The organism is Blautia sp. MSK20_18, assembly GCF_020553125.1.
Lineage (GTDB): Bacteria > Bacillota > Clostridia > Lachnospirales > Lachnospiraceae > Blautia_A > Blautia_A fusiformis.
In genome coordinates, this window is record NZ_JAJCGR010000016.1 from 56,289 (window position 1) to 79,271 (window position 22,983).

The following is a 22,983-nucleotide window of genomic DNA, read 5'->3' on the forward strand; positions in this document are numbered from 1 at the left end:
AAGAATGGAAAGCCATAATTTATACCGAGTGAAAGAAGAAGATCTGGATAAGCTGATCCGGATATTGACCGTATGTTTTTCGGAGGATCCTCTGTATCATGCACTGATCCCGGACAGGGATACCAGAGAACGGCTGATGCCGGAGCTTTTTACCTGTGATCTTACGGAGTTTTTTGAGACCTGCGAGATTTATGCAGATAGCAGTGAGTTGAACAGTATCCTGGTAGTATCCGACGGAACGGAGCATGAAGCAGCCTTACATAATCTGATGGTGGATTTTTTTGCCCTTCTGAAAACAGATGGCTATCTGATCAAAGAGGATCCAAGTCTTGCGACCTTGCGGAAATTCATCCAGGGAAAAGACTATCTGAATTCCAGCTGGACTTCCCAGCTTCATACAGCAGAAAGACTTCATGTGATCTATCTGGCAGTGGCGCCGAAGATGCAGCATCACGGTCTTGCTGAAAAGCTGATGGATGAGGTGATCGATTATGCGGACAGGCATAAGTTGATGATCTCTCTGGAAACCCATAATCCGGCAAATGTTTCTATGTATGAGAAATTCGGATTTAAATTATACGGCATTGTACAGAAAAAAGGATTTGATCTGAAGCAGTACTGCATGATCAAACAGGCATAGGAGGAATTACGATGAAACGAAAATGGTGGCATGACAAAGTGGTATATCAGATATACCCCAAGAGCTTTTATGATTCCAACGGAGACGGGATCGGAGACATCCCGGGAATCATCAGCAAGCTTGATTATCTTAAGGAACTGGGAGCAGATATCCTCTGGCTTTCCCCAATCTATAAATCTCCCCTTGCAGACCAGGGATATGACATTGCAGATTATTATGCGATTGATCCGAGGTTTGGGACCATGGAGGATATGGATCGTCTGATCGCAGAAGCAAAAAAAAGAGAAATGTACATCCTTATGGATCTGGTGGTAAATCACTGCTCCGATGAGCATGAGTGGTTTCAGCAGGCCATTAAGGATCCGGACGGAAAGTATGGAAATTTCTTTTATATCCGGGACAAAAAGGATGATAAAGCTCCCTGCAACTGGAGAAGCTATTTCGGTGGTCCGGTATGGGAAGAGCTTCCGGGACATCCGGATAAACAGTATCTCCATGTATTCCACAAGAAGCAGCCGGATCTCAACTGGGAGAATCCTGAAGTAAGAGAGGAAGTCTACAAAAACATCCGCTGGTGGATGGAAAAAGGGCTTGGCGGATTCCGTATTGATGCCATTATCAATATCAAGAAGAAGCTTCCGTTTTCCGATTATCCTGCCGATCGTGCAGATGGGCTCTGCAGCGTCGGGAGGATGCTGGAGGAGGCAGAAGGGATTGGAGAATTTCTGGGAGAGATGGCTGAGAAGTGCTTTCATCCCTATGATGCTTTTACTGTAGGAGAGGTCTTCAATGAAAAGGAAGATGAGATCAAAGATTTTATCGGAGAAAACGGATATTTTTCATCCATGTTTGATTTTGAAGAAACCTGTTACGGAAAGAGCGAGGATGGCTGGTATGCATCCAAACCGTACCTGACTCCGGAAGAGTACAAGAAGTGTATTTTCCATACGCAGAAAAAGATTGGGGATACCGGCATGATCTCCAACATTATTGAGAATCATGATGAGCCAAGAGGTGTCTGTCACTATATTTCTCCGGAAGACCGCTGTCCGGATTCAAGGAAGCTCCTGGCAGGTGTTTATTTTCTGCTGAAGGGAATTCCGTTTATTTATCAGGGGCAGGAGATCGGTATGGAAAATATGGAGTTTACTTCTATGGATCAGATCGATGACATCAGTACCATCGATGAATACCAGGTAGCGCTCCGTGCCGGATGCAGTGAAAAAGAAGCGCTTGATGCTGCTTCCGCATTTTCCAGAGACAATGCCAGAACTCCGGTACAGTGGAGCGCAGAGAAAAATGCGGGATTTTCAGAAGGAGAGCCGTGGCTTGGGGTCAATCCCAATTATAAGGAGATTAATGTAAAGTCCCAGTTAACGGACAGTGATTCCCTCCTTTCTTTCTACAAAAAGCTGACTGCACTGAGAAAAGCTCCGGAATATAAAGAAACGCTTGTATACGGAACATTCGCTCCATATCAGGAAGAACAGAAGAATCTGATCGCATATACAAGAAACGGTGAGAAAAATCTTCTGATCCTGGGAAATATGCAGGCACAGTCACAGAAGGTATCTTTGCCGGGAGAAGTAAAAGAGGTGCTTCTGAATAATCAGAAAGCTGTGGAGATCACAGAAAAAGAGATCATTTTGAAACCGTATCAGTTTATCGTTCTGGAGACCGCTGACGAATGCGGCGTCAGAACAGCAGAGAAAAAAACAATAGCTATTTAGCTGACAGTCTGTTAAAATAAATGTTCGGCTGAAAAAACAGCCGTAAAGAAAGAGAATGAGAATTCAGAAGGGAATAAAGTATGCTGAAGATAAAGAATTACGTAAAGGCAGAAAGCCTTGAACAGGCATATGAACTAAACCAGAAAAGAACAGCCTGTGTGCTGGGCGGTATGGTCTGGCTGAAAATGGGAAACCGGAACATCATGACAGCCATTGATCTGTCAGGTCTTGGGCTGGATACTATTACAGAAACAGAAGAAGCATTTGTGATCGGCTGTATGACACCACTTCATGCGCTGGAAACCCACAAAGAGCTGAATGCCTATACAAACAGTGCTATCCGTGAAAGTGTACGGCACATTGTGGGTGTGCAGTTTCGAAACTGTGCCACAGTGGGCGGAAGTATTTTCGGAAGATTCGGATTTTCCGATGTACTGACCATGTTTCTGGCACTGGATACCTGGGTGGAGCTGTACAATGGCGGAACCATTCCGCTGGCACAGTTTGCATCCATGGAAAAGGATAACGATATCCTGGTAAATATCATTGTAAAAAAACAGCCGCTGAACAGTGTGTACTTAAGTCAGCGGAACAATTCCACAGATTTTCCTGTGCTCACCTGTGCGGCCGCTCTTATTGACGGAAAAGCAAGAACTGTCATTGGGGCCAGACCCGGAAAAGCAATGATCGTGGAAGATGAAGAGGAAATCTTAAAAGATTTTGTACAGATGAATGCACAGCAGAAAAAGGATGCAGCAGCATCTTTTGCCGCATATGCAGCGGAACATGTTTCTACAGACAAGAACATGCGTGCTTCAAAAGAATACAGAAGTCTTCTTGTGAAAGTCCTTACAAGAAGAGCCTGGGAAGAGATCGGAGGGAGAGCAGAATGAATATCACTTTCTGGCTGAATGGTGTAAAACGGCAGGCAGAGGTACGTCCGGATGAACTGCTTCTGGATTTCCTGCGGAAAAACAGCTGTTACAGCGTAAAACGTGGCTGTGAGACTGCAAACTGTGGTCTCTGTACTGTGCTGATGGATGAACGTCCGGTACTGTCCTGCTCCATGCTGGCTGCCCGCGCAGACGGGAAACGGATCGTGACTCTGGAGGGAATGCAGGAGGAAGCAAAGGAATTCGGCGCTTTTATGGCAAATGAGGGAGCAGAGCAGTGTGGCTTCTGCAATCCGGGATTTATCATGAATGTATTTGCCATGTTAAAGGAACTGGAAGATCCCACAGAAGAGGATATCCTGGAGTATCTTTCCGGAAATCTGTGCCGTTGCTCGGGATTTGTGGGACAGACCAGAAGTATCCTGAAATTTCTCGACTATAAAAAAGGACAGGAGGAAGGAAAATGAAATACGTAAACAAGCCGGTGCCAAAAACAGATGCAATGTCGCTGGTAACCGGAAAACCGGTCTATACCGATGATCTCGCACCTTCTGACTGCCTGATCGTCAAGATCTTAAGAAGTCCTCATGCCAATGCCTGGGTGGAAGAGATCAAGACAGATGCTGCAAAGAAGATCGAGGGGATTGCCTGTGTTCTGACCTATGAGGATGTTTCCCACAAAAGATTTACCCTGGCCGGGCAGACAGCGCCGGAGATCAGTCCATGGGATCGCTATATCATAGATAAGCATGTGCGTTTTGTAGGGGATCCGGTTGCCATCGTAGCCGGTGAGACAGAAGAGGCAGTAGATAAAGCCTTGAAACGCATTAAGGTAAAATATCGTGTGGAGGAAGCAGTTCTGGATATCCACACAGCCAAGGATAATCCCATTCTGGTGCACCCGGAGGATGACTGGTATATGCCGATCCCGGCCGGAGGAGATAATAAGCGTAATCTCTGTTCCTCCAATGTAGAAGAAGTGGGTGATGTGGATGCCATGCTGGAAAAATGTGCGTATACAGTAGACCAGGTTTACCACACAAAGGCAAATCAGCAGACCATGATGGAGACCTTCCGTACCTACTGTTATATGGACCATTTTCAGAGACTGACGGTGGTTTCTTCCACTCAGATCCCGTTTCATATCCGAAGGATCGTAGGAAATGCGCTGAACATTCCGTCTTCCAAAGTTCGTGTGATCAAGCCTCGTATCGGCGGGGGCTTTGGTGCAAAACAGTCTTCTGTCAGTGAGGTTTTCCCGGCACTGGTAACATGGGTTACCGGGCGTCCGTCCAAGATCGTTTTTTCCAGAAAGGAATCCATGATCGCGTCTTCTCCGCGTCATGAGATGGAAGTCCATATCCGTATGGGTGCAGACGAAAACGGTATTGTAAAGGCGATCGATCTTTATACTCTTTCCAACACCGGTGCCTATGGAGAGCATGGGCCTACAACCGTAGGACTTTCAGGCCATAAATCCATTGCGCTGTATCGTCATACGGAAGCCTACCGTTTTGCTTATGATGTTGTTTACACCAATATGCAGGCAGCTGGCGCTTATCGTGGCTATGGTGCCACACAGGGTATTTTTGCTGTGGAGTCCGCAGCAGATGAGCTGGCTCATAAGATGGGGATGGATCCGGTAAAATTCCGCGAGCTGAACATGCCTATGGAGGGAGAGGCACTTCCGGGATATCCGGATGTACCGATCAACGGCAGCTGTACCATGGATAAATGCCTCGCCCGTGCAAAGGAAATGATCGGATGGGATGAGAAATATCCGTTCCGTGATATGGGTAACGGCAAAGTACGGGGTGTCGGTATCGCTATGGCCATGCAGGGCTCATCTATTGCAGGGATCGATGTCGGTGGAGCAGACATTAAATTAAATGAGGATGGTTCCTATACCCTGGCACTTGGATGTTCTGATATGGGAACCGGCTGTGATACCATTCTTGCTCAGATGGCAGCAGACTGTCTGGATACAGATATGAAAAATATCGTGGTATTCAGTGTGGATACAGATATTTCTCCCTATGATTCCGGTTCTTATGCATCTTCCACAACCTATGCAACCGGAAATGCCGTGATCCAGGCCTGCGGAGAACTCAGAAAGAGAATCCACGCTTTTGGCGCACAGATGCTTGGAGTATCTGCAGAGGATTCTGATTTTGACGGAGAAAAAGTCCGCACAGAAGACGGAAAAGAGGTAACGCTGCAGCAGATCGCAGGAAAAGCGACCTGTGGAGTCTGCAGTGAGCTTCAGGTTGTAAAAGAATATTCTTCTCCGATCTCTCCGCCACCGTTTATGGTAGGTGCCGCTGAAGTGGAGGTCGATAAAGAGACCGGACAGATCGATGTCATTGATTATGTGGGCGTGATCGACTGTGGAACTCCGATCAATCCAAATCTTGCCAGAGTGCAGGCAGAAGGCGGTATCGGTCAGGGAATCGGAATGGTTCTGTATGAGGATGTGCAGTATACAGATAAGGGAAAGATCCGTAACAATTCTTTTATGCAGTATAAGATCCCCAACCGTATGGATATTCCGAAGGTGCGGATCGAGTTTGAGAGCAGCTACGAGAAGACAGGTCCTTTCGGTGCAAAATCCATTGGTGAGCTTGTGATCGATACACCTTGTCCGGCTATTGCCAATGCGGTTTATAATGCAACAGGTGTACGTGTCAGAGAGCTCCCGATCACTCCGGAGAAGGTTGCAATGGGAATCCTTGCCAGAGAAGCCGGAGAGAAGGTGTGAAATGCAGGAGCTGATACTGGCAATTGCCGGACTGATCCTGGAGCTGCTGGTATTTTTCTGTGCAGGAAGTCTGCTGACACGGATACTGAAAATGAAGGCGGAAGTAACCATGGAACTGGTCTTGGGATATCTTCTGTATTTTGCGGCTTTTGAGATACTTGCAGTTCCTATGACACTGAAATGGGTAAAACTGAGTACCTTTTCGTATCTGTGGATGGTGATCATGGCAGCTTGTGTACTGGCAGCATGTCTGTTTGCGCATAAACTTTGGAAGGGACAGCTGGACCGGATAGGAGAAACATTTCGGAAGCATTCACTGCTGCTGCTTTTGACCGCTGCGGCAGTGATCCTGCAGTGTTTTCTGGTGGCTGCATATCAGGACGTTACTGCAGATGCAACACATTATATTGGTGCAGTAAGCACTTCTGTGTATACAGACACTCTTGCCCGATACAGTCCGCTTACCGGTGTTATCCAGAGAAATTTTAATCTCCGCTATGATCTTTCTGCATATCCGATGAACAATGCGGTGTGGTGTGTCCTTCTGGGCATCCACCCGATCGTTCAGTCCAAGGTCGTGATGTCTGTGATCAACATGCTGATGATCAACCTTCTGATCTACCAGATCGGAAAAAGCTTTTTTCGTGGAGATGAAAAAAAAGCAGACCTGATGGTTCTTTTTGTGTGTCTGATGCAATTGTTTTCTTTTTCTATCTATACAACAGGAACCTTTGCGTTTATGCGGGTTTATGAAGGGAAGGCCCTGCTGGCAAATATTTCCATTCCGGCAGCGCTTCTGGTAAGTATACGGCTCTGGCTCAACAAAGATGGCAGAAATAAAGAGAGCTGGGTGCTGCTTTTCATTGCTGCAGTCAGTGCGTTGACGTTTTCAGGATCCTCCCTTATTTATCCTGCAGTAGTCAGTACGGCGATCCTTCCGGTGATGGTGCTGAAGAAAAAGCTTTCCTACGCGATTCCCTATGCGCTTTGTATGCTGCCGGGATTTTTGTATGCCCTGGTTTATTTTTCGGCGAAGCTTGGATGGATCGCATTTCCGGCATCATAAGAAACTGGGAAGATACCATAGATAGGAGAAGAAAATGGCGGGAGTAACGATCGAAGAACTGGGATTGCGTTTTGTGCAGATCTGTATGGAGAATTACTGGAGTGGCTGTCTGCTGCCTGTATTTTTTCTGGCAGGTATACTCTGGGATATTTTTTACCGCAGGAGAAAAGAATCCAGAGTGTTCCTGTATTATCTAGTCTTTCTGGCACTTACGGTATATAATCCGGTTCTTGTAAAATATGTGATACCAAAGGTACATTTTGAAAGTGAATATTATCGTTTTATCTGGATCCTTCCGGTGATCCCGGGTGCTGCCTATTATGCTGTACGGATCGTGGAAGCGGTAAGGTTTCGATGGCTGAAGGCTGTAACAGCGCTGATCCTTGCGGCAGTGATCGTCACTACGGGGACACCTGTTCCCGGCATTGCAAAAGATTATGTGATGGCGGAAAACATCTATAAAGTCCCGAATGAGCTGCGCTCAGTATGCGATGTGATCCATCAGGACTGCGATAAAGAACAACCCAAGGTTGTTTTTGACAATGAGCTGAATCTGGTGGCTAGACAGTATGATCCGTCACTGATCCTTGTTCTGGATCGTAATTTTATCCTGTATCGTGCAGGAAGTACCGTGGTAGGAAACTACGAAAACAGCAAGGCCTACCAGATCCAGAAAGTGATCATGGATGTGATCAGTTATCAGATGGATGTAGGGATCGATAAGTTCCGGCAGGTATTGAAAAGAACGGAAACCGATTATCTCGTTCTTCCGGTAGATCTTACAAATCATGACTATATCCGTCAGGCAGGATGTACCCCTATTGCACAGACAGAAAAATATGTGGTATACAGGTTTGAAGGGTGAATGTGTTCGCCCTTCTGGCCTGGAAAAATGACCAAAGTGCGTAAAATGATACGGAGAACGGAGTGAACAGCAACCATAAAATGTGTGATGAATATGTACTGTTTAAAAAAATCTTTACAATTTCATGGATTTGTGTTAAAATCATAAACAGTGTAAACCTACTTTGATAATTTCATACCTGAATTTAGAAGTTATGTTTTTCATTATGCACCTGTAGCTCAGTGGATAGAGCAGTGGTTTCCGGTACCATGTGCGGGGGTTCGATTCCCTTCAGGTGTGTTACCCGGAACAGTGGGAATTGTTCCGGCGTGTTGTTATGATAAGGAGGACAAGAACTTGGATGATTTCAGAGAATGGTTATCAGATAACCTTCGCTATTTTATGTTAGGCGGAGCCATTCTGGTGATCGTGCTTGTTCTGATCTTTGGCGTCCGCGCCTGTGTTGGAGGTAAGAAGGGGAATTCCAATAAAGATCAGACAACAGCCCAAAGTAACCAGGAAAATGATCCTTCTTCTCCGGCAAATGATGGGGAGACAGACGAGAAGAAAGACGCCAGTTCCGCGGCAGATACGGATGCGGAGACAACCATGGAAAAAGCCAGCACGGAAGTAACCGAGCTGATTCAGAGCTATTATAAAGCTTTTGGGGAAAAAGACATTGCAACACTTAAGACGATTGAGGACGGATTTACGCCGGCTGACGAGTCGCAGATTAATTCAAGGGATTATATTGATGGGTATGAGGTACAGAATGTTTACGCTAAGAAGGGACTGACGGACGATTCGTATGTCGTTTATGTAGTCTTTAATTATATCTGTACTGGAATTGAGACTCCGGTTCCGGCACTGAGCCAGTTTTATGTGGAGACGGGCAGTGACGGCAATCTGAAGATCAAAGGTGGTGCTGATGACGATGCAGATATCAGTGCCTATGTGAAAAAACTGGAATCTGAGAAGGATGTGCAGGAGCTTATCACAAAGGTAAAGACGGACTATGAAGCTGCGCAGGAGAGTGATCCCTCTCTGGCAGAATTCCTTCAGGGCCTTGGTGAAGATGCCAGTGCTTCCGCAGATGCAGGAACAATGCTTACAGTTACAGAGGATTGTAATGTTCGTGCTTCCGCAGATTCAGAGGGTGAGGTTATCGGTGGTTTTTCTGCAGGAACGGAAGTTGAAAAGAAAGGGCAGGAAGGCGACTGGATACAGGTTGATTATGATGGACAGACCGGTTATGTCTATAGTGGTCTGTTAGAATAATAAGGGTTAATAAAATGCAGGTTCCGGAAGAACCTGCATTTTTGTTGCCCTGATATAACGAAAGATCATTTTTTGAGTGAACCGTCTGCTGCCAATGTATATTTTTTTCCATTTACGGTGATGGTTCCGGTCTGCATGATTCCGTCTTCGTCCAGATAATAACGTTTTTTGCCTAGGGTGATCCAGCCGGTCTGCATGATTCCGTCCTTATTGAAATAATATCGATGACTATCTGTGTCGGTAAGCCATCCGGTATAGGCGGTTCCGTCAACCATAAATTTCCAGTTGGTGCCATCCGGTGTCCAGACTCCGTTTTCTGCCTCCGGCGAAACCTTTTCTGTTTCGGGAATCTCTGTGGGAACAGGAGACGGTGTGGCGGAAGGTGAGGGAGCGCCGGAAAATATCGATGCATCTGTATGGTGATCGCGATCTGAACTTGGTTCAATAGTCGAAATATCGCTGGTATTTATGGAAACTACGGAAGTACTGCTGCTTTCAAAAGGACCGGCCGATGACTGGGTAAAGAGAATACCGCAGATCAGACACAGGAAAACAGCGACAAAGATCAGCAGCCGGTTCATACGTGGAGTATGCTCTGACATGATTTTCCTCCTGATATTTAAGTATATTTCTGTTTATCATACAATAATGAGCAAGAAAATACAAGAAAAATAACCGGTTGCGAACACGTGGGAAAAAATATATAATAGAACAATGGACGAAAAAATCAGAATCAATAAATATTTAAGCGATATAGGAGTCTGCTCAAGAAGAGAGGCAGACCGCCTGACAGAAGCGGGGAGGGTTACTGTCAATGGAGAACTGGTTTCCACAGGAATGAAGATCCTTCCGGATGCGGAGATCTGTATTGACGGAAAGCCTGTAAAAAAACAGGAAAAAAAGATCCTGCTTCTTTTTCATAAACCAAAAGGGATTGTCTGCAGTACCAAGCAGCAGCGGAATGAGATGACAGTAACAGAATATCTGGATTATCCGGTGCGGATCTATCCCATAGGACGGCTGGATAAAGATTCCGAAGGACTGCTTCTCCTTACCAATGAAGGAGATCTGGTGAACCGTATCATGAAGGCGGGGAACTACCATGAAAAGGAATATCAGGTGACCGTGAATAAACCGGTGACAGAAGAATTTATCCGTGGTATGGGCGGCGGAGTGCCGATCCTTGATACGGTCACACGTCCCTGCAAGGTTACAAAAACAGGGAAAAACAGTTTTCGTATCATCCTTACCCAGGGTCTGAACCGCCAGATCCGTCGTATGTGTGAATATTTCGGATATAAAGTCGTAACACTGAAACGTGTTCGGATCATGAATCTGTATATTGATGGCCTGGAAGAGGGGAAATATCGTGAGATCCGACCGGAAGAACGAAAAGAACTGGAGGAGATGCTTTCCTCCGAAAAATCAGAAAAAAGGACGGGAGGAAGCCATGAACGAATCATCCATAAAAAAAATGAAAGAGCTGGGAGAAAAGCTCCGGGAAGCGTCCAGGGCCTATTATCAGGAAGACAGGGAGATCATGTCCAACGTGGAGTACGACGCCCTGTACGACACTCTGAGCGCACTGGAGAAAGAAACAGGGATCGTTCTGGCAGACAGTCCAACCGTTAATGTAGGATATGAGGCAGTGGAGCAGCTCCCCAAGGAAGAACATGAGAGACCGATGCTGTCTCTGGATAAGACTAAAGAGAGAGAAGCTTTGAGAGAGTTTATCGGGGAACATCCTACACTTTTATCCTGGAAGCTGGATGGCTTAACGATCGTGCTTACCTATGAAAACGGAGAGCTTATAAAGGCAGTTACCAGAGGAAATGGTATTGTGGGAGAGGTTATTACCAATAATGCCAGAGTATTTAAGAACATACCTTTGAAAATTTCTTTTAAAGGGAGACTGGTACTTCGCGGAGAAGCCATCATTACCTATTCGGATTTTGAAAAGATCAACGAAACCATCGGAGATGCAGATGCCAAATACAAAAATCCCAGAAATCTCTGCAGTGGTTCTGTCCGCCAGCTGAATAACGAAATTACAGCGAAGAGAAACGTACGGTTTTATGCTTTTTCTTTAGTGAGTGCGGAAGGCGTGGATTTCCGGAATTCCAGGGAGGTGCAGTTTCGGTGGCTGAATGAACAGGGCTTTGAAGTTGTGGAATATCGAAAAGTCACAGCGGAAACTCTGGATGAAGCGATGGATTACTTTGCGGAAGCAGTTACGACCAATGATTTTCCGTCAGATGGGCTTGTGGCATTGTATGATGATATTGCTTACGGAGAATCTCTGGGAACTACGGCCAAGTTTCCAAGGAACGCCATGGCATTTAAATGGGCCGATGAGATGCGTGATACGAGACTTCTGGAGATTGAGTGGAGCCCGTCCAGGACCGGACTGATCAATCCGGTAGCAATTTTTGAGCCGGTGGAACTGGAAGGAACCACAGTGAGCAGGGCCAGTGTGCATAACATCAGTATCATGAAGGAACTGAAGCTGGGGATCGGAGATACCATTCGTGTATACAAAGCAAATATGATCATTCCTCAGATCGCGGAAAATCTGACCGGAAGCGGTAATGCACCGATCCCGCATACCTGCCCGGCCTGCGGACAGGAAACGGTAGTGAAGAAAGAAAACGATGTGGAATGTCTTTTCTGCGTCAATCCGGGGTGCCCGGCCAAGAAGATCAAATCCTTTGGGCTTTTTACAAGCAGGGATGCCATGAATATCGACGGACTTTCCGAGGCAACACTGGAGAAATTTATTGCCAGGGGATTTATCCATGATTTTGGCGATATTTTTGAGATCAGCCGGTATAAAGATGAGATCGTGGAAATGGAAGGCTTTGGGCAGAAATCCTATGATAATCTTATGGAAAGTCTGGAACGGGCGAAAGAGACTACACTTCCAAGGGTGATCTACAGTCTTGGGATCGCAAATATCGGTTTGGCTAATGCAAAGGTGATCTGCCGTCATTTTGACAATGATCTGGACAGGATACGTCATGCCAGTCTGGAAGAGGTCAGTGATATTGATACCATCGGGCCGGTCATTGCCGGAAATCTGGTAGCTTATTTTAGGGATGAGGATAATAATCGCCGCCTGGATCATCTGATGAGATTTCTTCATATTCAGGAGGACAGTCCCAAACAGGAACAGATCTTTGAAGGAATGAATTTTGTGATCACAGGAAGTCTGGTGCACTTTGGAAATCGAAGTGAGGCCAAAGAGCTGATCGAATCCCTGGGAGGCAAGGTTACCGGTTCAGTTACCAAAAAGACCAATTATCTGATCAATAACGACATCCAGTCCAATTCATCCAAAAACAAAAAGGCAAGAGAACTGGGGATTCCGATCCTTTCAGAAGAAGATTTTCGGAAACTTGCCGGAGTGCAGTAAAGGCCGTACAGACTGGAGATACTTTTTATCTGAAGAAAAAAGCCGAGCGGCTCCTTTATAAGAGACGCTTCATATATAAGGAGGGCAAACAATGCCAATCAAAACACAGGGGGATCTTCCGGTAAAGGAGATCCTGGAGAGAGAAAATATATTTGTAATGGACGAAAAACGTGCCATGCACCAGGATATCCGTCCGATCCAGATTCTGATCCTGAATCTGATGCCGCTGAAAGAAGAAACAGAGTTGCAGCTTCTGCGTTCTCTTTCCAATACACCGCTGCAGGTGGATGTGACATTTATGGCTGTGGAGAGCCATGAAGCCAAGAATACATCTCTCAGCCATCTGAACAAGTTTTATGAAACATTCACCGATATAAAGAAAAGTAAATTTGATGGAATGATCATCACAGGAGCACCGGTAGAGCAGATGCCTTTTGAGGAAGTGGATTACTGGAATGAGCTGACTGAGATCATGGATTGGACTGAGAAGCATGTGACTTCCACGATCTTTCTCTGTTGGGCAGCGCAGGCCAGTCTTTATCATTTTTATGGCCTGGAGAAAAAACCTCTGGATAAGAAAATGTTCGGACTTTTCCAGCACAGGGTACTGAACCGTAAGATCCCGCTGGTCCGGGGCTTTGATGATGTATTTCTTGCGCCGCATTCCAGACACACAGAAGTTCCTATTGCAGATATCCATGCATGCAAAGACCTTACGGTCCTGGCGGAAAGCGAAGAGGCTGGTCTGTTCCTTGCAATGGCAGAGGGAGGACGTAAAATCTTTGTTATGGGACATCCGGAATACGACCGCGTGACTTTGGATGGCGAATATAAGAGAGACCTTGCCAAGGGTCTGCCTATTGAAATCCCGAAGAACTATTACAAAGATGACGATCCAAACAACAAACCACTCCTCACCTGGAGGGCCCATGCCAACAACCTGTATACGAACTGGTTGAATTATTACGTATACCAGAGTACTCCGTATGATCTGTACGGGACACCGGATTTCAGGGAAATTTAAGGAATATGAAATAAGTGTTAGCATAAGCTCATAAATCGTAGACAAAGCTATGATTTATGGGCTTATTTTAGATTGCTGCTTACGAAGGTCTTTCCTAAAAAACATTCCTACAAAATGTAGGAATAAATGCAATGTTTATGGTATGAAATGCGGCTGGTTTTTTGCATTTATTTTGATACAATCATTATATAAAAGACATGGAACTGAAATAAGAATTCCTGGTTACTGTTCATTGGTAATATTCTGCGAAGCGTGTTACTGAGAACGGAATGAACAGTAACAATTCTTGATGCAGGCCAGAATATGTTAACGGGAGGATAAATAATATGATAATCATAGGTGAAAAAATCAATGGATCCATCCCCTCTGTGGCGGAGGCGATCGCAAACAGAGATGCAGAATTCATCAAGCAGCGGGCACTTGCTCAGGCAAACTCAGGAGCAAGCTATATCGATTGTTGCGCATCTGTTCCGGAAACAGAAGAAGTAGAAACCTTGAAATGGATGATCGACTGTATTCAGGAAGTGACAGATCTTCCGATTTCCGTAGACAGTCCCAGCGCAGATGTTCTTACAGAAGCTTACAAATTCTGCAGGAAACCGGGTATTTTTAACTCTGTATCCGGTGAAGGGGATAAGATCGATAAGATTTTTCCTCTTATGGCACAGCCTGAAAATAAAGGGTGGCAGGTTATCGCACTTCTAAGCGATGATACAGGTATCCCCAAAAGTGCGGAAGACAGGCTGAAGGTATTTGACAAGATCATGGCAAAAGCGAAAGAGTACGGAATTTCACCGGATCGTATCCATATTGATCCATTGGTTGAGATGCTCTGTACATCTGAAGATGGTATTGCGATGAACGTGGAAGTAATTTCAAGTGTCCGTAAACAGTATCCGATGATCCACATTACAGCGGCGATCAGCAACATTTCCTTCAATCTGCCGGTACGTAAGCTTATCAATTTCGGATTTGTGGTACTTGCAATGAATGCTGGCCTTGACAGCGCGATCATGGATCCTACAAACAGAGATATGCTTGGACTTGTATATGCAACAGAGGCATTGCTTGGTCTGGATGATTACTGTATGGAATACATCGGAGCATACAGAGAAGGTCTGATCGGACCTGTAAAAAAATAAATAAAACGCATATGCGGAATGCGGATAAAAAATAAAAAGCGGAGGTGTTTGATTATGTCAAAAATCACAGAAGTAGCAGAATTGGTAGAAAAAGGAAAAGCAAAACTTGTAGGTGCAGCTGTACAGTCAGCTCTTGATGAAGGCTGTGAGGCAACAGAGATTCTTAACAGCATGATCGATGCAATGGCTGTTGTAGGTGAAAGATTTAAGAACGGAGAAATCTTTGTTCCGGAAATGCTGGTAGCAGCCCGTGCAATGAAAAAGGGTGTTGAGGTTCTGAAACCACATCTTGCATCCGGCGCTACAGGAAGTATGGGAAAACTTATCATCGCTACTGTAGCAGGAGATCTTCATGATATCGGAAAGAATCTTGTTGCAATGATGATCGAAAGTGCCGGCTTTGAAGTTATTGATCTCGGTGTTGATGTACCTGCATCGAAGGTTATTGAATGTTACAAAGAAAATCCGGATGTTAAGGTAATTGCACTTTCAGCGCTGCTCACAACTACAATGCCGGCTCTGAAGGATACAGTTGCAGCACTTAATGCGGAAGATTTCAGAAGCAATGTTAAGATCATGGTTGGAGGAGCACCGATCACGAAGGAATTTGCAGATGAGATCGGCGCAGATGGATATTCAGAAGATGCAGCAAGCGCAGCAGTTCTTGCAAAAGCTTTGGCAGCATAAGGGAAAATAAAACGGGCCGCTCTGTATTGTCTGTGCATGGCATAGACGGCAGAGCGGCTTTTGCTTTACAGTGACCATCGGAGGGATGAAAATGTACCGAATAAAATTTATCAGGGAGGAAAAGGAGATCCTGGTGGAACCGGGTACCAGGATCCTTGAGGCGGAAAGAAAAGCAAAGCTGGTTCCTGATGCACCCTGCGGAGGCCGGGGAAAGTGCGGGAAATGTCGTGTTAAAATAGAAGATCACATGGTGCTTGCATGTCAGACGGAAATCCACAGTGACCTTGAAGTAGATACATTGTCCGGATGCCAGGAAGAGGAGATCCTTACAGAAGGAATGCAGAGACCGGTTGCGTTCAGGCCTGATCTGAAACAGAAAAAAGTGATTCTTAAGAAACCGGAGACAGGAGACAACCGCTCTGAATGGGAGCGGCTGACAGAACAGCTGGATGTGGAAAAATCTGTTCTGCCTGATACTGAAATTGCATCGAAGCTTTACGGCTGCAGAAAAGAAGCAGAAGAATGGTATGTGATCTGTGCAGGAAATGAGATCCTGGATATCAGCAGAGAAGAGAAAAAAATCTGTTTTGCGGCTTTTGATATAGGTACAACGACGGTGGTCGGCTATCTTATGGATGCATTGACCGGGAAGCAGCTGGCTCTCAAGAGCAGAATGAACCCACAGACTCAGTATGGCGCAGATGTGATCATGCGGGCGGATCATGCTCTGGAGCATGGCGTAGAGCAGCTGACCGGCTGCATACGGAATGCGGTTGATGAAATGCTCCAGGAACTGGCAGAGGAAGCAGGAAGAAGCACATTAGATATCTGCCAGGTATCTGTGGTAGGAAATACCTGCATGCATCATCTTTTTCTTGGGATTTCTCCGGCATCGCTGGTCCATGCACCGTATAATCCGGCGATCAGTCAGGGGCTTACACTGAATGCAGAGCAATATGGGCTCCATATCCACAGAAAGGGGCAGCTGCTTATGCTGCCTGATATAGCCGGGTATGTAGGGGCAGATACCTGTGGTTGCATTTTGACGCTCAGACAGGATCAGCAGAACGAGATCAGCCTTATGATCGATATTGGAACGAACGGGGAGATGGTCCTTGGAAATAAAACGAGATTAGCCTGTTGTTCAACAGCTGCCGGTCCGGCATTTGAAGGTGCAAAGATCGAGTGCGGGATGCGTGGAGGAGCAGGAGCAGTAGATCATGTAGTATACAAAAATGGAAAATGGGAATACACGACTATAGGAAATAAGGCTCCGGCAGGCTTATGCGGTTCAGGTCTGATCGATCTTGTGGCACAGCTGTACCTGGCTGGCTTTATTGATGAAAGTGGTCATCTGGAAAGCGGCCAGGAAAAGGCGGGAGTGTTTGTGCTGGTACCTCCGGAAAAGTCGGGAAATGACAGGGGCGTTTATCTGACACAGAAGGATATCGGAGAGGTACAGCTGGCAAAAGCGGCTATCGCAGCGGGAATCTTTCTTCTTATGAAAAGACTGGAGATCACGGAAAAGGATATTAAACAGGTCTATCTTGCCGGTGCATTCGGCAATTACATGAATCCGGAAAGTGCGGCAGCGATCGGGATGTTCCCGGCTGAGCTGCTGCCCAGGATACAGCCGGTGGGAAATGCGGCAGGCGAAGGTGCCAGGATCGCACTTCTGAATGAAGAGGAAAGAAAAGAAATGGATCGGACTGTCAAAAATATGGATTTTGTGGAGCTGGCAGCTTCGCCGGAGTTCCAGGACTGTTTTGTGGATGGCTTATGCTTTCCGTAATGCGAGGAGAATGGATATGCTTAATATAAAAGAACTGGAAGAAATGGGAAAAAAGGCAGGATTTTCTTATGTAGCACTTCTGAAGAGCGATTCGATCCAGCTTATGCCGGAGGTAAGGGAAATGTGCAAAAATAATACCTGCCATATGTATGCAAAACGCTGGAGCTGTCCTCCCGGATGCGGAGATCTTGAAGTATGCAGAAAAAAGATAGAAAAGTACAGGGAAGGCATTATTGTCCAGACAGTGGGGAAACTGGAGGATCCTTTGGACGGAGAGACGATGATGGAGACCGAAGCGGTTCATAAACAGAATTTTTATGAATTTGAAAAAGTGCTCAGAGAAAGATGGCCGGGTATGCTCCCCATAGGGGCCGGGTGCTGTACAAAATGTAAAACGTGTACATATCCGGATGCTCCATGCCGTTTCCCCGAACAGGCATTTTCTTCGATGGAAGCCTATGGAATGCTGGTAACACAGGTATGCCAGGCAAATGGTCTGGAATACTATTATGGTCCCTGTACGATCGCCTATACCAGCTGTTATCTTCTTGAATAGAACAGGAGTGAAAAAATGAATGACAGAGAACGGGAGGCATATCTGAACAGGATCGGATATGAGGGTGAATTAAGAACAGATAAAAAATGTCTGGAAAAGATAATGGACCTTCATCTTTGCAGTATTCCCTTTGAAAATCTGGAAGTTTTTGACGAGGGAAGGATTCCTTCTCTGAGGTCGGAAGATATTTATGAGAAGATTATTGTCAGAAAACGAGGCGGATATTGCTTTGAGCTGAATAAATTGTTTTATGAGCTTCTGAAAGCTTTGGATTTCCGTGTGATCCCTGTGGCGGTAAGGATATTGTGGAACCGGGAAGAGCTTCCGCCGGTCCTGCACCGGGCAACCCTTGTTATTTTTGAGGAAGGAAGCTATTACTGTGATGTAGGATATGGAGGTCCCGGTCCCAAGAAGCCGGTTCTTATGAAGGATGGTATCCACAGAGAAAAAAACGGATGGTACCGTGTTAACATGAAGCCGGGAAATACAAACGGAGAGATACTTGTTGAACGAAGGAAAGAAGAAAAATATCTGCCAATACTCAGATTTTCACAGACTCCTACAGTAGAAGCAGATTTTGAACTGCTGAATTTCTATTGTGCAAAATCTCCAGATGTATTATTTACCAGAAAAAGAGTAGTGAGCATCTGCAGACCGGAAGGAAGTGTTGCGCTGACTGGGGATGTTCTTACGATCCAGAAGGAAGATGGATCCATTGAAACGAAAATAAGTGATTCGGAAGAAACCATCAGGCTATGGATGGAACATTATTTCGGATTGGAGTTTTTACAGATATAAACAGAAAAAAGGACCAGGTTGTCAGGTGACAGTCTGGTCCTTTTCCTGCAGAAGAAAGCAAAGCTGCAGAAGAAGCCGGTCTTTCGGATTATCCAGATCAACCTTTGTGAGCTTCTGGATGCGCTCCAGACGGTAGGTCAGGGAACTTCTATGTATAAAAAGCTCACGGGCTGTCTGAAGAGAATTGCGTTCATGCTCCAGATAGACCTTGAGTGTGTGATACAGCTCAGTATTGTTTTTTCGGTCATAATTCTGCAGTGCATCCAGCCGTGAAGAGACCAGAAGCTCGGGACTGATCTGATGGCTGATCTGGGAAAGCATATATTCCAGAAGATAAGCATCAAAATGATAGCACCAGGCCATGCTCTGACTTTTTTTGCCCAGGCGCAAGGCGGAAACAGCCTGAATATATCCCTGAGGGATCAGGAGAAAATCACGAAATTCAGAGCTTACTCCCATTTTAAAAAGCCCTTCGCGCAGGATGATCGCAAGTGAACTGATAACATCGGAAGATACAGAGTGCTTAAAGGACAGATTAACGATCACAACGATTCCCTGCTGATAGGTAAAAGCCAGACCTTCCGGGATCTGGGCTTCAATGTGTCCCAGTGTGGCGATGGAAGAGTGCATGCGGTCATCCTGCTGCTGGGTTTCCAGACGAAGTACAAGATACCGGTCATGGCGATTCCAGTTCAGATACTGGATCTGATCGGTAACTGCCTGTAGTTCTGTGAGCTTTCCGGAAAGATACTCCGTGAAAAACTGCCGGGAGTCATTTCCCATTGAAATTTGGAACAAATTGTGCCGACGGATGCACAGCTCGATAAAGGAGCCAAGATACTCAAGAGCAGAAAAATGTCCGGGCTGTATCTCCGTCTGGAGCTCATCCACACAAAGCCGGCCCTGATAATTGCCGCTGACCCAGAGATTCATGTAGAGGATACGGTAACCACGGAGCTCTTCGGAATAAATATTGGCGCCGTGGGTGATAAGTGTGCGCTGGTATTCGGCGTCAAGCTTGAAATCCTGAATCAGGCTTAAAGGTGCGATGAGTCTTCCTGTACGCTGGTCATGGACCCATTCGGACATACCGGTTACGTGCCGGGGAGAGGAAAGGATATAAAAGTTGGTGTCGTGGGCAAAAACCGGATTATGAAATATATCCAGACTGGCTTCCAGCATCTCATTCAGCGGATCGATACTTCCAAGTGCAAGCTGGAGTTTACTGTCCCAGTCAGAATATCTGTCAAAGGTCTGCTGTATTTGGTTGAAGACCTCAGAAAAAGAAAGGGTTCCCTTAATGTGAAGGATCCTGCAGCTTTCGGAAAAGCAGGAAAGATCACCGGAGCCCACCACTACAAATGCGATGTTCTGGTATCGCAGGAAGCTTTCGGAAAGAGAATTGCCGAAGACAAGATAAAGGTAGCATGGCTTCAGCAGGGCTCCTGCCTGATATATGCGAAGACCATCCAGCGTCAGGGGGTCTTCACGGCAGAGGATGGAAACATCCTCTTTTTTCTCCGCAAAATCGTCAGCAATGATCTGGAGATTAAGATGGAAGCCTGTATGCGGGCTATTCACGAAATGCTCTCTTTTGTTCAAAATATTTCCTCCAATTCATAAAAGCCTTGTATTTATAGGAAATTATAACATATTAGACGGAAAATAAAAAGAAAACGGAGAAGAAATTATTTATGCATATTTACAATAATAACTGTACAAAAAGTATGAAGCATTGGAGAAAGAATGAAGAAGTGTGCGGATTTACGAACAAGAAAAAAACAACTATACTATAACCATCAAAGGTAACGAGAAGTTGTGGAAATGGCCGGCCCCACAAAAAACAGCGAAGGGGGAAAGAAAATGAGTAAAAATGAAATACCGAAACAAGATCCGAAACAGAAAAAGGGTCTTACAAATGCCCTGAAATATTTCTTTGGTGTTGGTGATGCCGGATTTGTTCTTATGAGTAATATCGAGACATTTTACTTTATGACATTTCTGACGGATCTGGCTGGCTTTGCAGCTGGTGTAGCTGGTGTGATCAATTCCGTATTTACCATTGTTGATGCATGTCTGTCCTGGCTTTACGGAGGAATCATCAATGGCACAAAAGCAAAGAAATGGGGGCGTTATCGTTCCTGGCTGATCATGGTTCCGTGGATGGTGCCGTTTCTGTACGCATTCATGTTCATACGTGTCAGTGATAATGAATGGCTTTCGGCAGTGGTGATCATTGCCGCATCCATCGCATCTCATGTGGCATGGAATTTCAGCTATGTTGCCAACGCAACCCTGATCAGTATTGTTGGTAAAACACCGGAAGACAAAGCAACGCTTGCATCCTCCAGGGCAACCTGGAATAATATAGGCGGTCTGTTGTTTTCCTATATGGGTCTTCCATTTGCAACACTTCTTGCCGGATATGTCGGTGAGAAAAATAAATTTGCAGCAGCAGCTTTCTGCCTGGGTATTCTGATGGTCGTAACCTATTTTGCCCATTTCAAGATGACGGAAGGCTATGAAGAGATTGAAACGGAAACAGCAGGAAAGAAAAATGACAAAACAAAGATCACGATCAGAGAGATGTTTGCTTCCCTGTTTCAGAATCCGCCTCTTATGGTCCTGATGCTGGCAGACCTTGCAAAATGGTGTGTGAAATTTGTAACAGCAGCATCGGCTATTTACTATTTCAGGGATGCAATGGGAAATCCGGGACTGATGACCACTTATCTTCTCTGTGTTGCCATCGGTGCCATCATCGGAGCTTTTTCCATGAGATACATTGCAAAAGCAATATCGTCCCGTACAACTATGATCATTGCTTATGCAGGAATGGCAGTATCACTGTTTCTTGTATATATTTTCTATGGAAATGCAATGACAGTGATCGCCCTTATGACACTTGCCCAGTTCTTCTATGGTATGGCTTTTGCAGCTTCACCTGCACTTTATGCGGACACTGTAGTGTATGCAACATGGAAGAGCGGAAAAGATGCATCCGGATGGATCATGGGATTACAGAATCTTCCGCTGAAGATTGCCGTATTCTTAAGAGGAACGATCCTCAGCGCCTGTCTTGTGGCGGTAGGCTGGAAATCCGGAGTTGTTCTTGAGGGAACGGCCCGTCAGGGAATGACGATTTCCTTTGCACTTGTTCCAGCTATTTTCTGTCTGGCAGGTCTTCTGCTTCTCGTGTTTGGATTTAAGATCACAAAGGAAAAGGTTCTTCAGTATCAGGCTGAGATTGACGCAAGATCATAAAGATAAGTGATCGGGTATTTTGAAAGATCACAGGATAATAAAGGAGGAAGCATTATGTTGAAAGCATCGGAGATTTTACTTGAAACGATAAAAAAGGACGGCAGGCCGGAACGACTTCTGAGACAGTATGAGGGTGCGACCTTTTACCCGCCGAACCCGGCAAATAATTATGTGCGTGGAAACCGTCACCGTGGTATGGAGCCTATGAAGGATCTTTTCGGAACTGAGATCCTCTGGCCCCAGGAACAGCTGGCTGCAATGCCACATGTAACAGAGGACAATAAGGTCATTGATGATATCACAGAATGGAAAGAGCAGCTGGTGATTCCGGATATTGTCGGTCAGTGCTCGGATCCGGCTTTATGGGAACCATTTAAACAGAAGGCACAGGAGATAAAGGATTCAGGAAGCCTTTTCATGGCATTTATGCCTACAGGTGTTTTTGAGAGGCTTCACTTCCTGATGGGATTTGAGGATATGCTGGTGAACTTCCTTCTTGAGCCGGAGGATATGATGGATCTCTGCAATGCCATTGGGGAGTACCGTTTTCAGCTTACAAAGCTGATCGTTGATAATCTCCACCCGGATATCATCCTTTCCCACGATGACTGGGGTTCCAAGCAGTCCCTGTTCATCAGTCCGGACACATGGAGAGAATTTATCAAACCACAGTATGAAAGATCCTATAAATATATGAAAGACCATGGAGTGATCGTCATGCATCACGCAGATTCCTTCATGGAACCGATCATAGAGGATATGGTTGATCTTGGGATTGACATCTGGCAGGGAACACTTCCGCAGAATGATATTCCGAAGCTCCAGAAACAGCTGAACGGAAGAATGACACTTATGGGCGGAATCGATGCTTCGATCGTAGACCGAGTGGATTCCACAGAAGAAGAGATCCGTAAGGAGGTCAGAAGAGCATGTGAGGAGTATGCACCACACGGACATTTCATTCCATGTATTACCTATGGAGGTCCCGGTTGTCTGTTCCCTCATGTAGATTCAATTATTGATGACGAGATTGAAAAATATAATAAGGAGCATTCCTGTAATTCATTAAAAGCGCCAATTGAATAAAAAAGAACCTCAA

19 protein-coding genes, 1 tRNA gene and 1 pseudogene are annotated in these 22,983 nt (G+C 45.5%); 19 read left to right on the forward strand and 2 right to left on the reverse strand.

From position 1 onward, the window contains the following. The first annotated feature begins 4 nt into the window (after positions 1-4). The 9 genes from LI091_RS10375 (at position 5) to LI091_RS10415 (ending at position 9,209) form a co-directional block, all read left to right on the forward strand. Positions 5-640: a GNAT family N-acetyltransferase gene (locus LI091_RS10375; RefSeq protein WP_015524714.1), complete on the forward strand. Its 636-nt coding sequence runs from the start codon at positions 5-7 to the stop codon at positions 638-640. An 11-nt stretch (positions 641-651) separates the two neighbouring features. Beyond that, positions 652-2,370, forward strand: a complete 1,719-nt coding sequence (locus tag LI091_RS10380) for an alpha-glucosidase (protein ID WP_265191151.1) — start codon at positions 652-654, stop codon at positions 2,368-2,370. A gap of 80 nt (positions 2,371-2,450) precedes the next feature. Then, positions 2,451-3,263 (forward strand): FAD binding domain-containing protein, encoded by an 813-nt coding sequence (locus LI091_RS10385; RefSeq protein WP_022426069.1) that lies wholly within the window; start codon positions 2,451-2,453, stop codon positions 3,261-3,263. Then, a complete protein-coding gene (locus tag LI091_RS10390; protein ID WP_015524717.1) occupies positions 3,260-3,730 on the forward strand; it encodes a (2Fe-2S)-binding protein in 471 nt (156 codons plus the stop codon). The genes LI091_RS10385 and LI091_RS10390 overlap by 4 nt, the downstream gene beginning before the upstream one ends. Then, positions 3,727-6,021 (forward strand): xanthine dehydrogenase family protein molybdopterin-binding subunit, encoded by a 2,295-nt coding sequence (locus LI091_RS10395; protein ID WP_015524718.1) that lies wholly within the window; start codon positions 3,727-3,729, stop codon positions 6,019-6,021. Before LI091_RS10390 ends, LI091_RS10395 begins: the two co-directional genes overlap by 4 nt. A gap of 1 nt (position 6,022) precedes the next feature. Further along, positions 6,023-7,087 (forward strand): DUF6077 domain-containing protein, encoded by a 1,065-nt coding sequence (locus LI091_RS10400; protein ID WP_092068974.1) that lies wholly within the window; start codon positions 6,023-6,025, stop codon positions 7,085-7,087. 34 nt (positions 7,088-7,121) lie between these two features. Next, entirely contained in the window at positions 7,122-7,952 is an 831-nt protein-coding gene (locus LI091_RS10405; RefSeq protein WP_015524720.1) for a hypothetical protein, read from the forward strand. Positions 7,953-8,159: 207 nt separating this feature from the next. After that, a tRNA-Arg gene (locus LI091_RS10410) sits at positions 8,160-8,231 on the forward strand. Positions 8,232-8,288: 57 nt separating this feature from the next. Beyond that, positions 8,289-9,209, forward strand: a complete 921-nt coding sequence (locus LI091_RS10415; protein ID WP_022426066.1) for an SH3 domain-containing protein — start codon at positions 8,289-8,291, stop codon at positions 9,207-9,209. 65 nt (positions 9,210-9,274) lie between these two features. Here the strand turns inward: LI091_RS10415 and LI091_RS10420 are convergent, their stop codons facing one another. Continuing rightward, positions 9,275-9,811, reverse strand: coding sequence for an N-acetylmuramoyl-L-alanine amidase family protein (locus LI091_RS10420; protein ID WP_173740488.1), 537 nt, complete (start codon positions 9,809-9,811; stop codon positions 9,275-9,277). A 112-nt stretch (positions 9,812-9,923) separates the two neighbouring features. Between LI091_RS10420 and LI091_RS10425 the strand changes: the two are divergent. The 8 genes and pseudogenes from LI091_RS10425 to LI091_RS10460 all read left to right on the forward strand — a co-directional run. Continuing rightward, a pseudogene (locus LI091_RS10425) lies at positions 9,924-10,574 on the forward strand (pseudouridine synthase); the annotation flags it as partial. A gap of 85 nt (positions 10,575-10,659) precedes the next feature. Beyond that, on the forward strand, positions 10,660-12,621 hold the full coding sequence (ligA, locus tag LI091_RS10430) for an NAD-dependent DNA ligase LigA (protein ID WP_110102176.1): 1,962 nt from the start codon (positions 10,660-10,662) through the stop codon (positions 12,619-12,621). 91 nt (positions 12,622-12,712) lie between these two features. Next, positions 12,713-13,645: a homoserine O-acetyltransferase MetA gene (gene metA / locus LI091_RS10435; RefSeq protein WP_118752962.1), complete on the forward strand. Its 933-nt coding sequence runs from the start codon at positions 12,713-12,715 to the stop codon at positions 13,643-13,645. Positions 13,646-13,971: 326 nt separating this feature from the next. After that, a complete protein-coding gene (locus LI091_RS10440) occupies positions 13,972-14,787 on the forward strand; it encodes a methyltetrahydrofolate cobalamin methyltransferase (RefSeq protein ID WP_265191152.1) in 816 nt (271 codons plus the stop codon). 54 nt (positions 14,788-14,841) lie between these two features. Further along, complete coding sequence (locus LI091_RS10445; protein WP_015524728.1) at positions 14,842-15,474, forward strand: corrinoid protein; 633 nt, start codon at positions 14,842-14,844, stop codon at positions 15,472-15,474. 91 nt (positions 15,475-15,565) lie between these two features. After that, positions 15,566-17,266: an ASKHA domain-containing protein gene (locus LI091_RS10450; RefSeq protein WP_265191153.1), complete on the forward strand. Its 1,701-nt coding sequence runs from the start codon at positions 15,566-15,568 to the stop codon at positions 17,264-17,266. A gap of 16 nt (positions 17,267-17,282) precedes the next feature. Further along, positions 17,283-17,822 (forward strand): DUF2284 domain-containing protein, encoded by a 540-nt coding sequence (locus LI091_RS10455; RefSeq protein WP_161208484.1) that lies wholly within the window; start codon positions 17,283-17,285, stop codon positions 17,820-17,822. A gap of 15 nt (positions 17,823-17,837) precedes the next feature. Continuing rightward, entirely contained in the window at positions 17,838-18,620 is a 783-nt protein-coding gene (locus tag LI091_RS10460) for an arylamine N-acetyltransferase family protein (RefSeq protein WP_118752964.1), read from the forward strand. A 21-nt stretch (positions 18,621-18,641) separates the two neighbouring features. Here LI091_RS10460 and LI091_RS10465 read toward each other — a convergent pair whose 3' ends face one another. Next, the gene (locus LI091_RS10465) at positions 18,642-20,222 is read right to left on the reverse strand and encodes a PucR family transcriptional regulator (protein WP_022426480.1); all 1,581 of its coding nucleotides are present in this window, start codon (positions 20,220-20,222) and stop codon (positions 18,642-18,644) included. Positions 20,223-20,483: 261 nt separating this feature from the next. Between LI091_RS10465 and LI091_RS10470 the strand changes: the two genes are divergently transcribed. Both LI091_RS10470 and LI091_RS10475 read left to right on the forward strand, forming a co-directional pair. Then, positions 20,484-21,884, forward strand: a complete 1,401-nt coding sequence (locus LI091_RS10470) for an MFS transporter (RefSeq protein WP_022426479.1) — start codon at positions 20,484-20,486, stop codon at positions 21,882-21,884. 54 nt (positions 21,885-21,938) lie between these two features. Continuing rightward, the gene (locus LI091_RS10475; protein ID WP_022426478.1) at positions 21,939-22,970 is read left to right on the forward strand and encodes a uroporphyrinogen decarboxylase family protein; all 1,032 of its coding nucleotides are present in this window, start codon (positions 21,939-21,941) and stop codon (positions 22,968-22,970) included. The last annotated feature ends 13 nt before the right edge of the window (positions 22,971-22,983 follow it).

Excerpts from the sequence above, each read along its gene's own strand:
- LI091_RS10475 (WP_022426478.1), top strand. The coding sequence starts at position 21,939 with ATGTTGAAAGCATCGGAGATTTTACTTGAAACGATAAAAAAGGACGGC.
- LI091_RS10375 (WP_015524714.1), top strand. The coding sequence starts at position 5 with ATGGAAAGCCATAATTTATACCGAGTGAAAGAAGAAGATCTGGATAAG.
- LI091_RS10445 (WP_015524728.1), top strand. The coding sequence starts at position 14,842 with ATGTCAAAAATCACAGAAGTAGCAGAATTGGTAGAAAAAGGAAAAGCA.
- LI091_RS10390 (WP_015524717.1), top strand. The coding sequence starts at position 3,260 with ATGAATATCACTTTCTGGCTGAATGGTGTAAAACGGCAGGCAGAGGTA.
- LI091_RS10455 (WP_161208484.1), top strand. The coding sequence starts at position 17,283 with ATGCTTAATATAAAAGAACTGGAAGAAATGGGAAAAAAGGCAGGATTT.
- LI091_RS10440 (WP_265191152.1), top strand. The coding sequence starts at position 13,972 with ATGATAATCATAGGTGAAAAAATCAATGGATCCATCCCCTCTGTGGCG.
- LI091_RS10405 (WP_015524720.1), top strand. The coding sequence starts at position 7,122 with ATGGCGGGAGTAACGATCGAAGAACTGGGATTGCGTTTTGTGCAGATC.
- metA (WP_118752962.1), top strand. The coding sequence starts at position 12,713 with ATGCCAATCAAAACACAGGGGGATCTTCCGGTAAAGGAGATCCTGGAG.
- LI091_RS10380 (WP_265191151.1), top strand. The coding sequence starts at position 652 with ATGAAACGAAAATGGTGGCATGACAAAGTGGTATATCAGATATACCCC.
- LI091_RS10400 (WP_092068974.1), top strand. The coding sequence starts at position 6,023 with ATGCAGGAGCTGATACTGGCAATTGCCGGACTGATCCTGGAGCTGCTG.
- LI091_RS10450 (WP_265191153.1), top strand. The coding sequence starts at position 15,566 with ATGTACCGAATAAAATTTATCAGGGAGGAAAAGGAGATCCTGGTGGAA.
- LI091_RS10470 (WP_022426479.1), top strand. The coding sequence starts at position 20,484 with ATGAGTAAAAATGAAATACCGAAACAAGATCCGAAACAGAAAAAGGGT.
- LI091_RS10420 (WP_173740488.1), bottom strand. The coding sequence starts at position 9,811 with ATGTCAGAGCATACTCCACGTATGAACCGGCTGCTGATCTTTGTCGCT.
- LI091_RS10385 (WP_022426069.1), top strand. The coding sequence starts at position 2,451 with ATGCTGAAGATAAAGAATTACGTAAAGGCAGAAAGCCTTGAACAGGCA.
- LI091_RS10395 (WP_015524718.1), top strand. The coding sequence starts at position 3,727 with ATGAAATACGTAAACAAGCCGGTGCCAAAAACAGATGCAATGTCGCTG.
- LI091_RS10460 (WP_118752964.1), top strand. The coding sequence starts at position 17,838 with ATGAATGACAGAGAACGGGAGGCATATCTGAACAGGATCGGATATGAG.
- ligA (WP_110102176.1), top strand. The coding sequence starts at position 10,660 with ATGAACGAATCATCCATAAAAAAAATGAAAGAGCTGGGAGAAAAGCTC.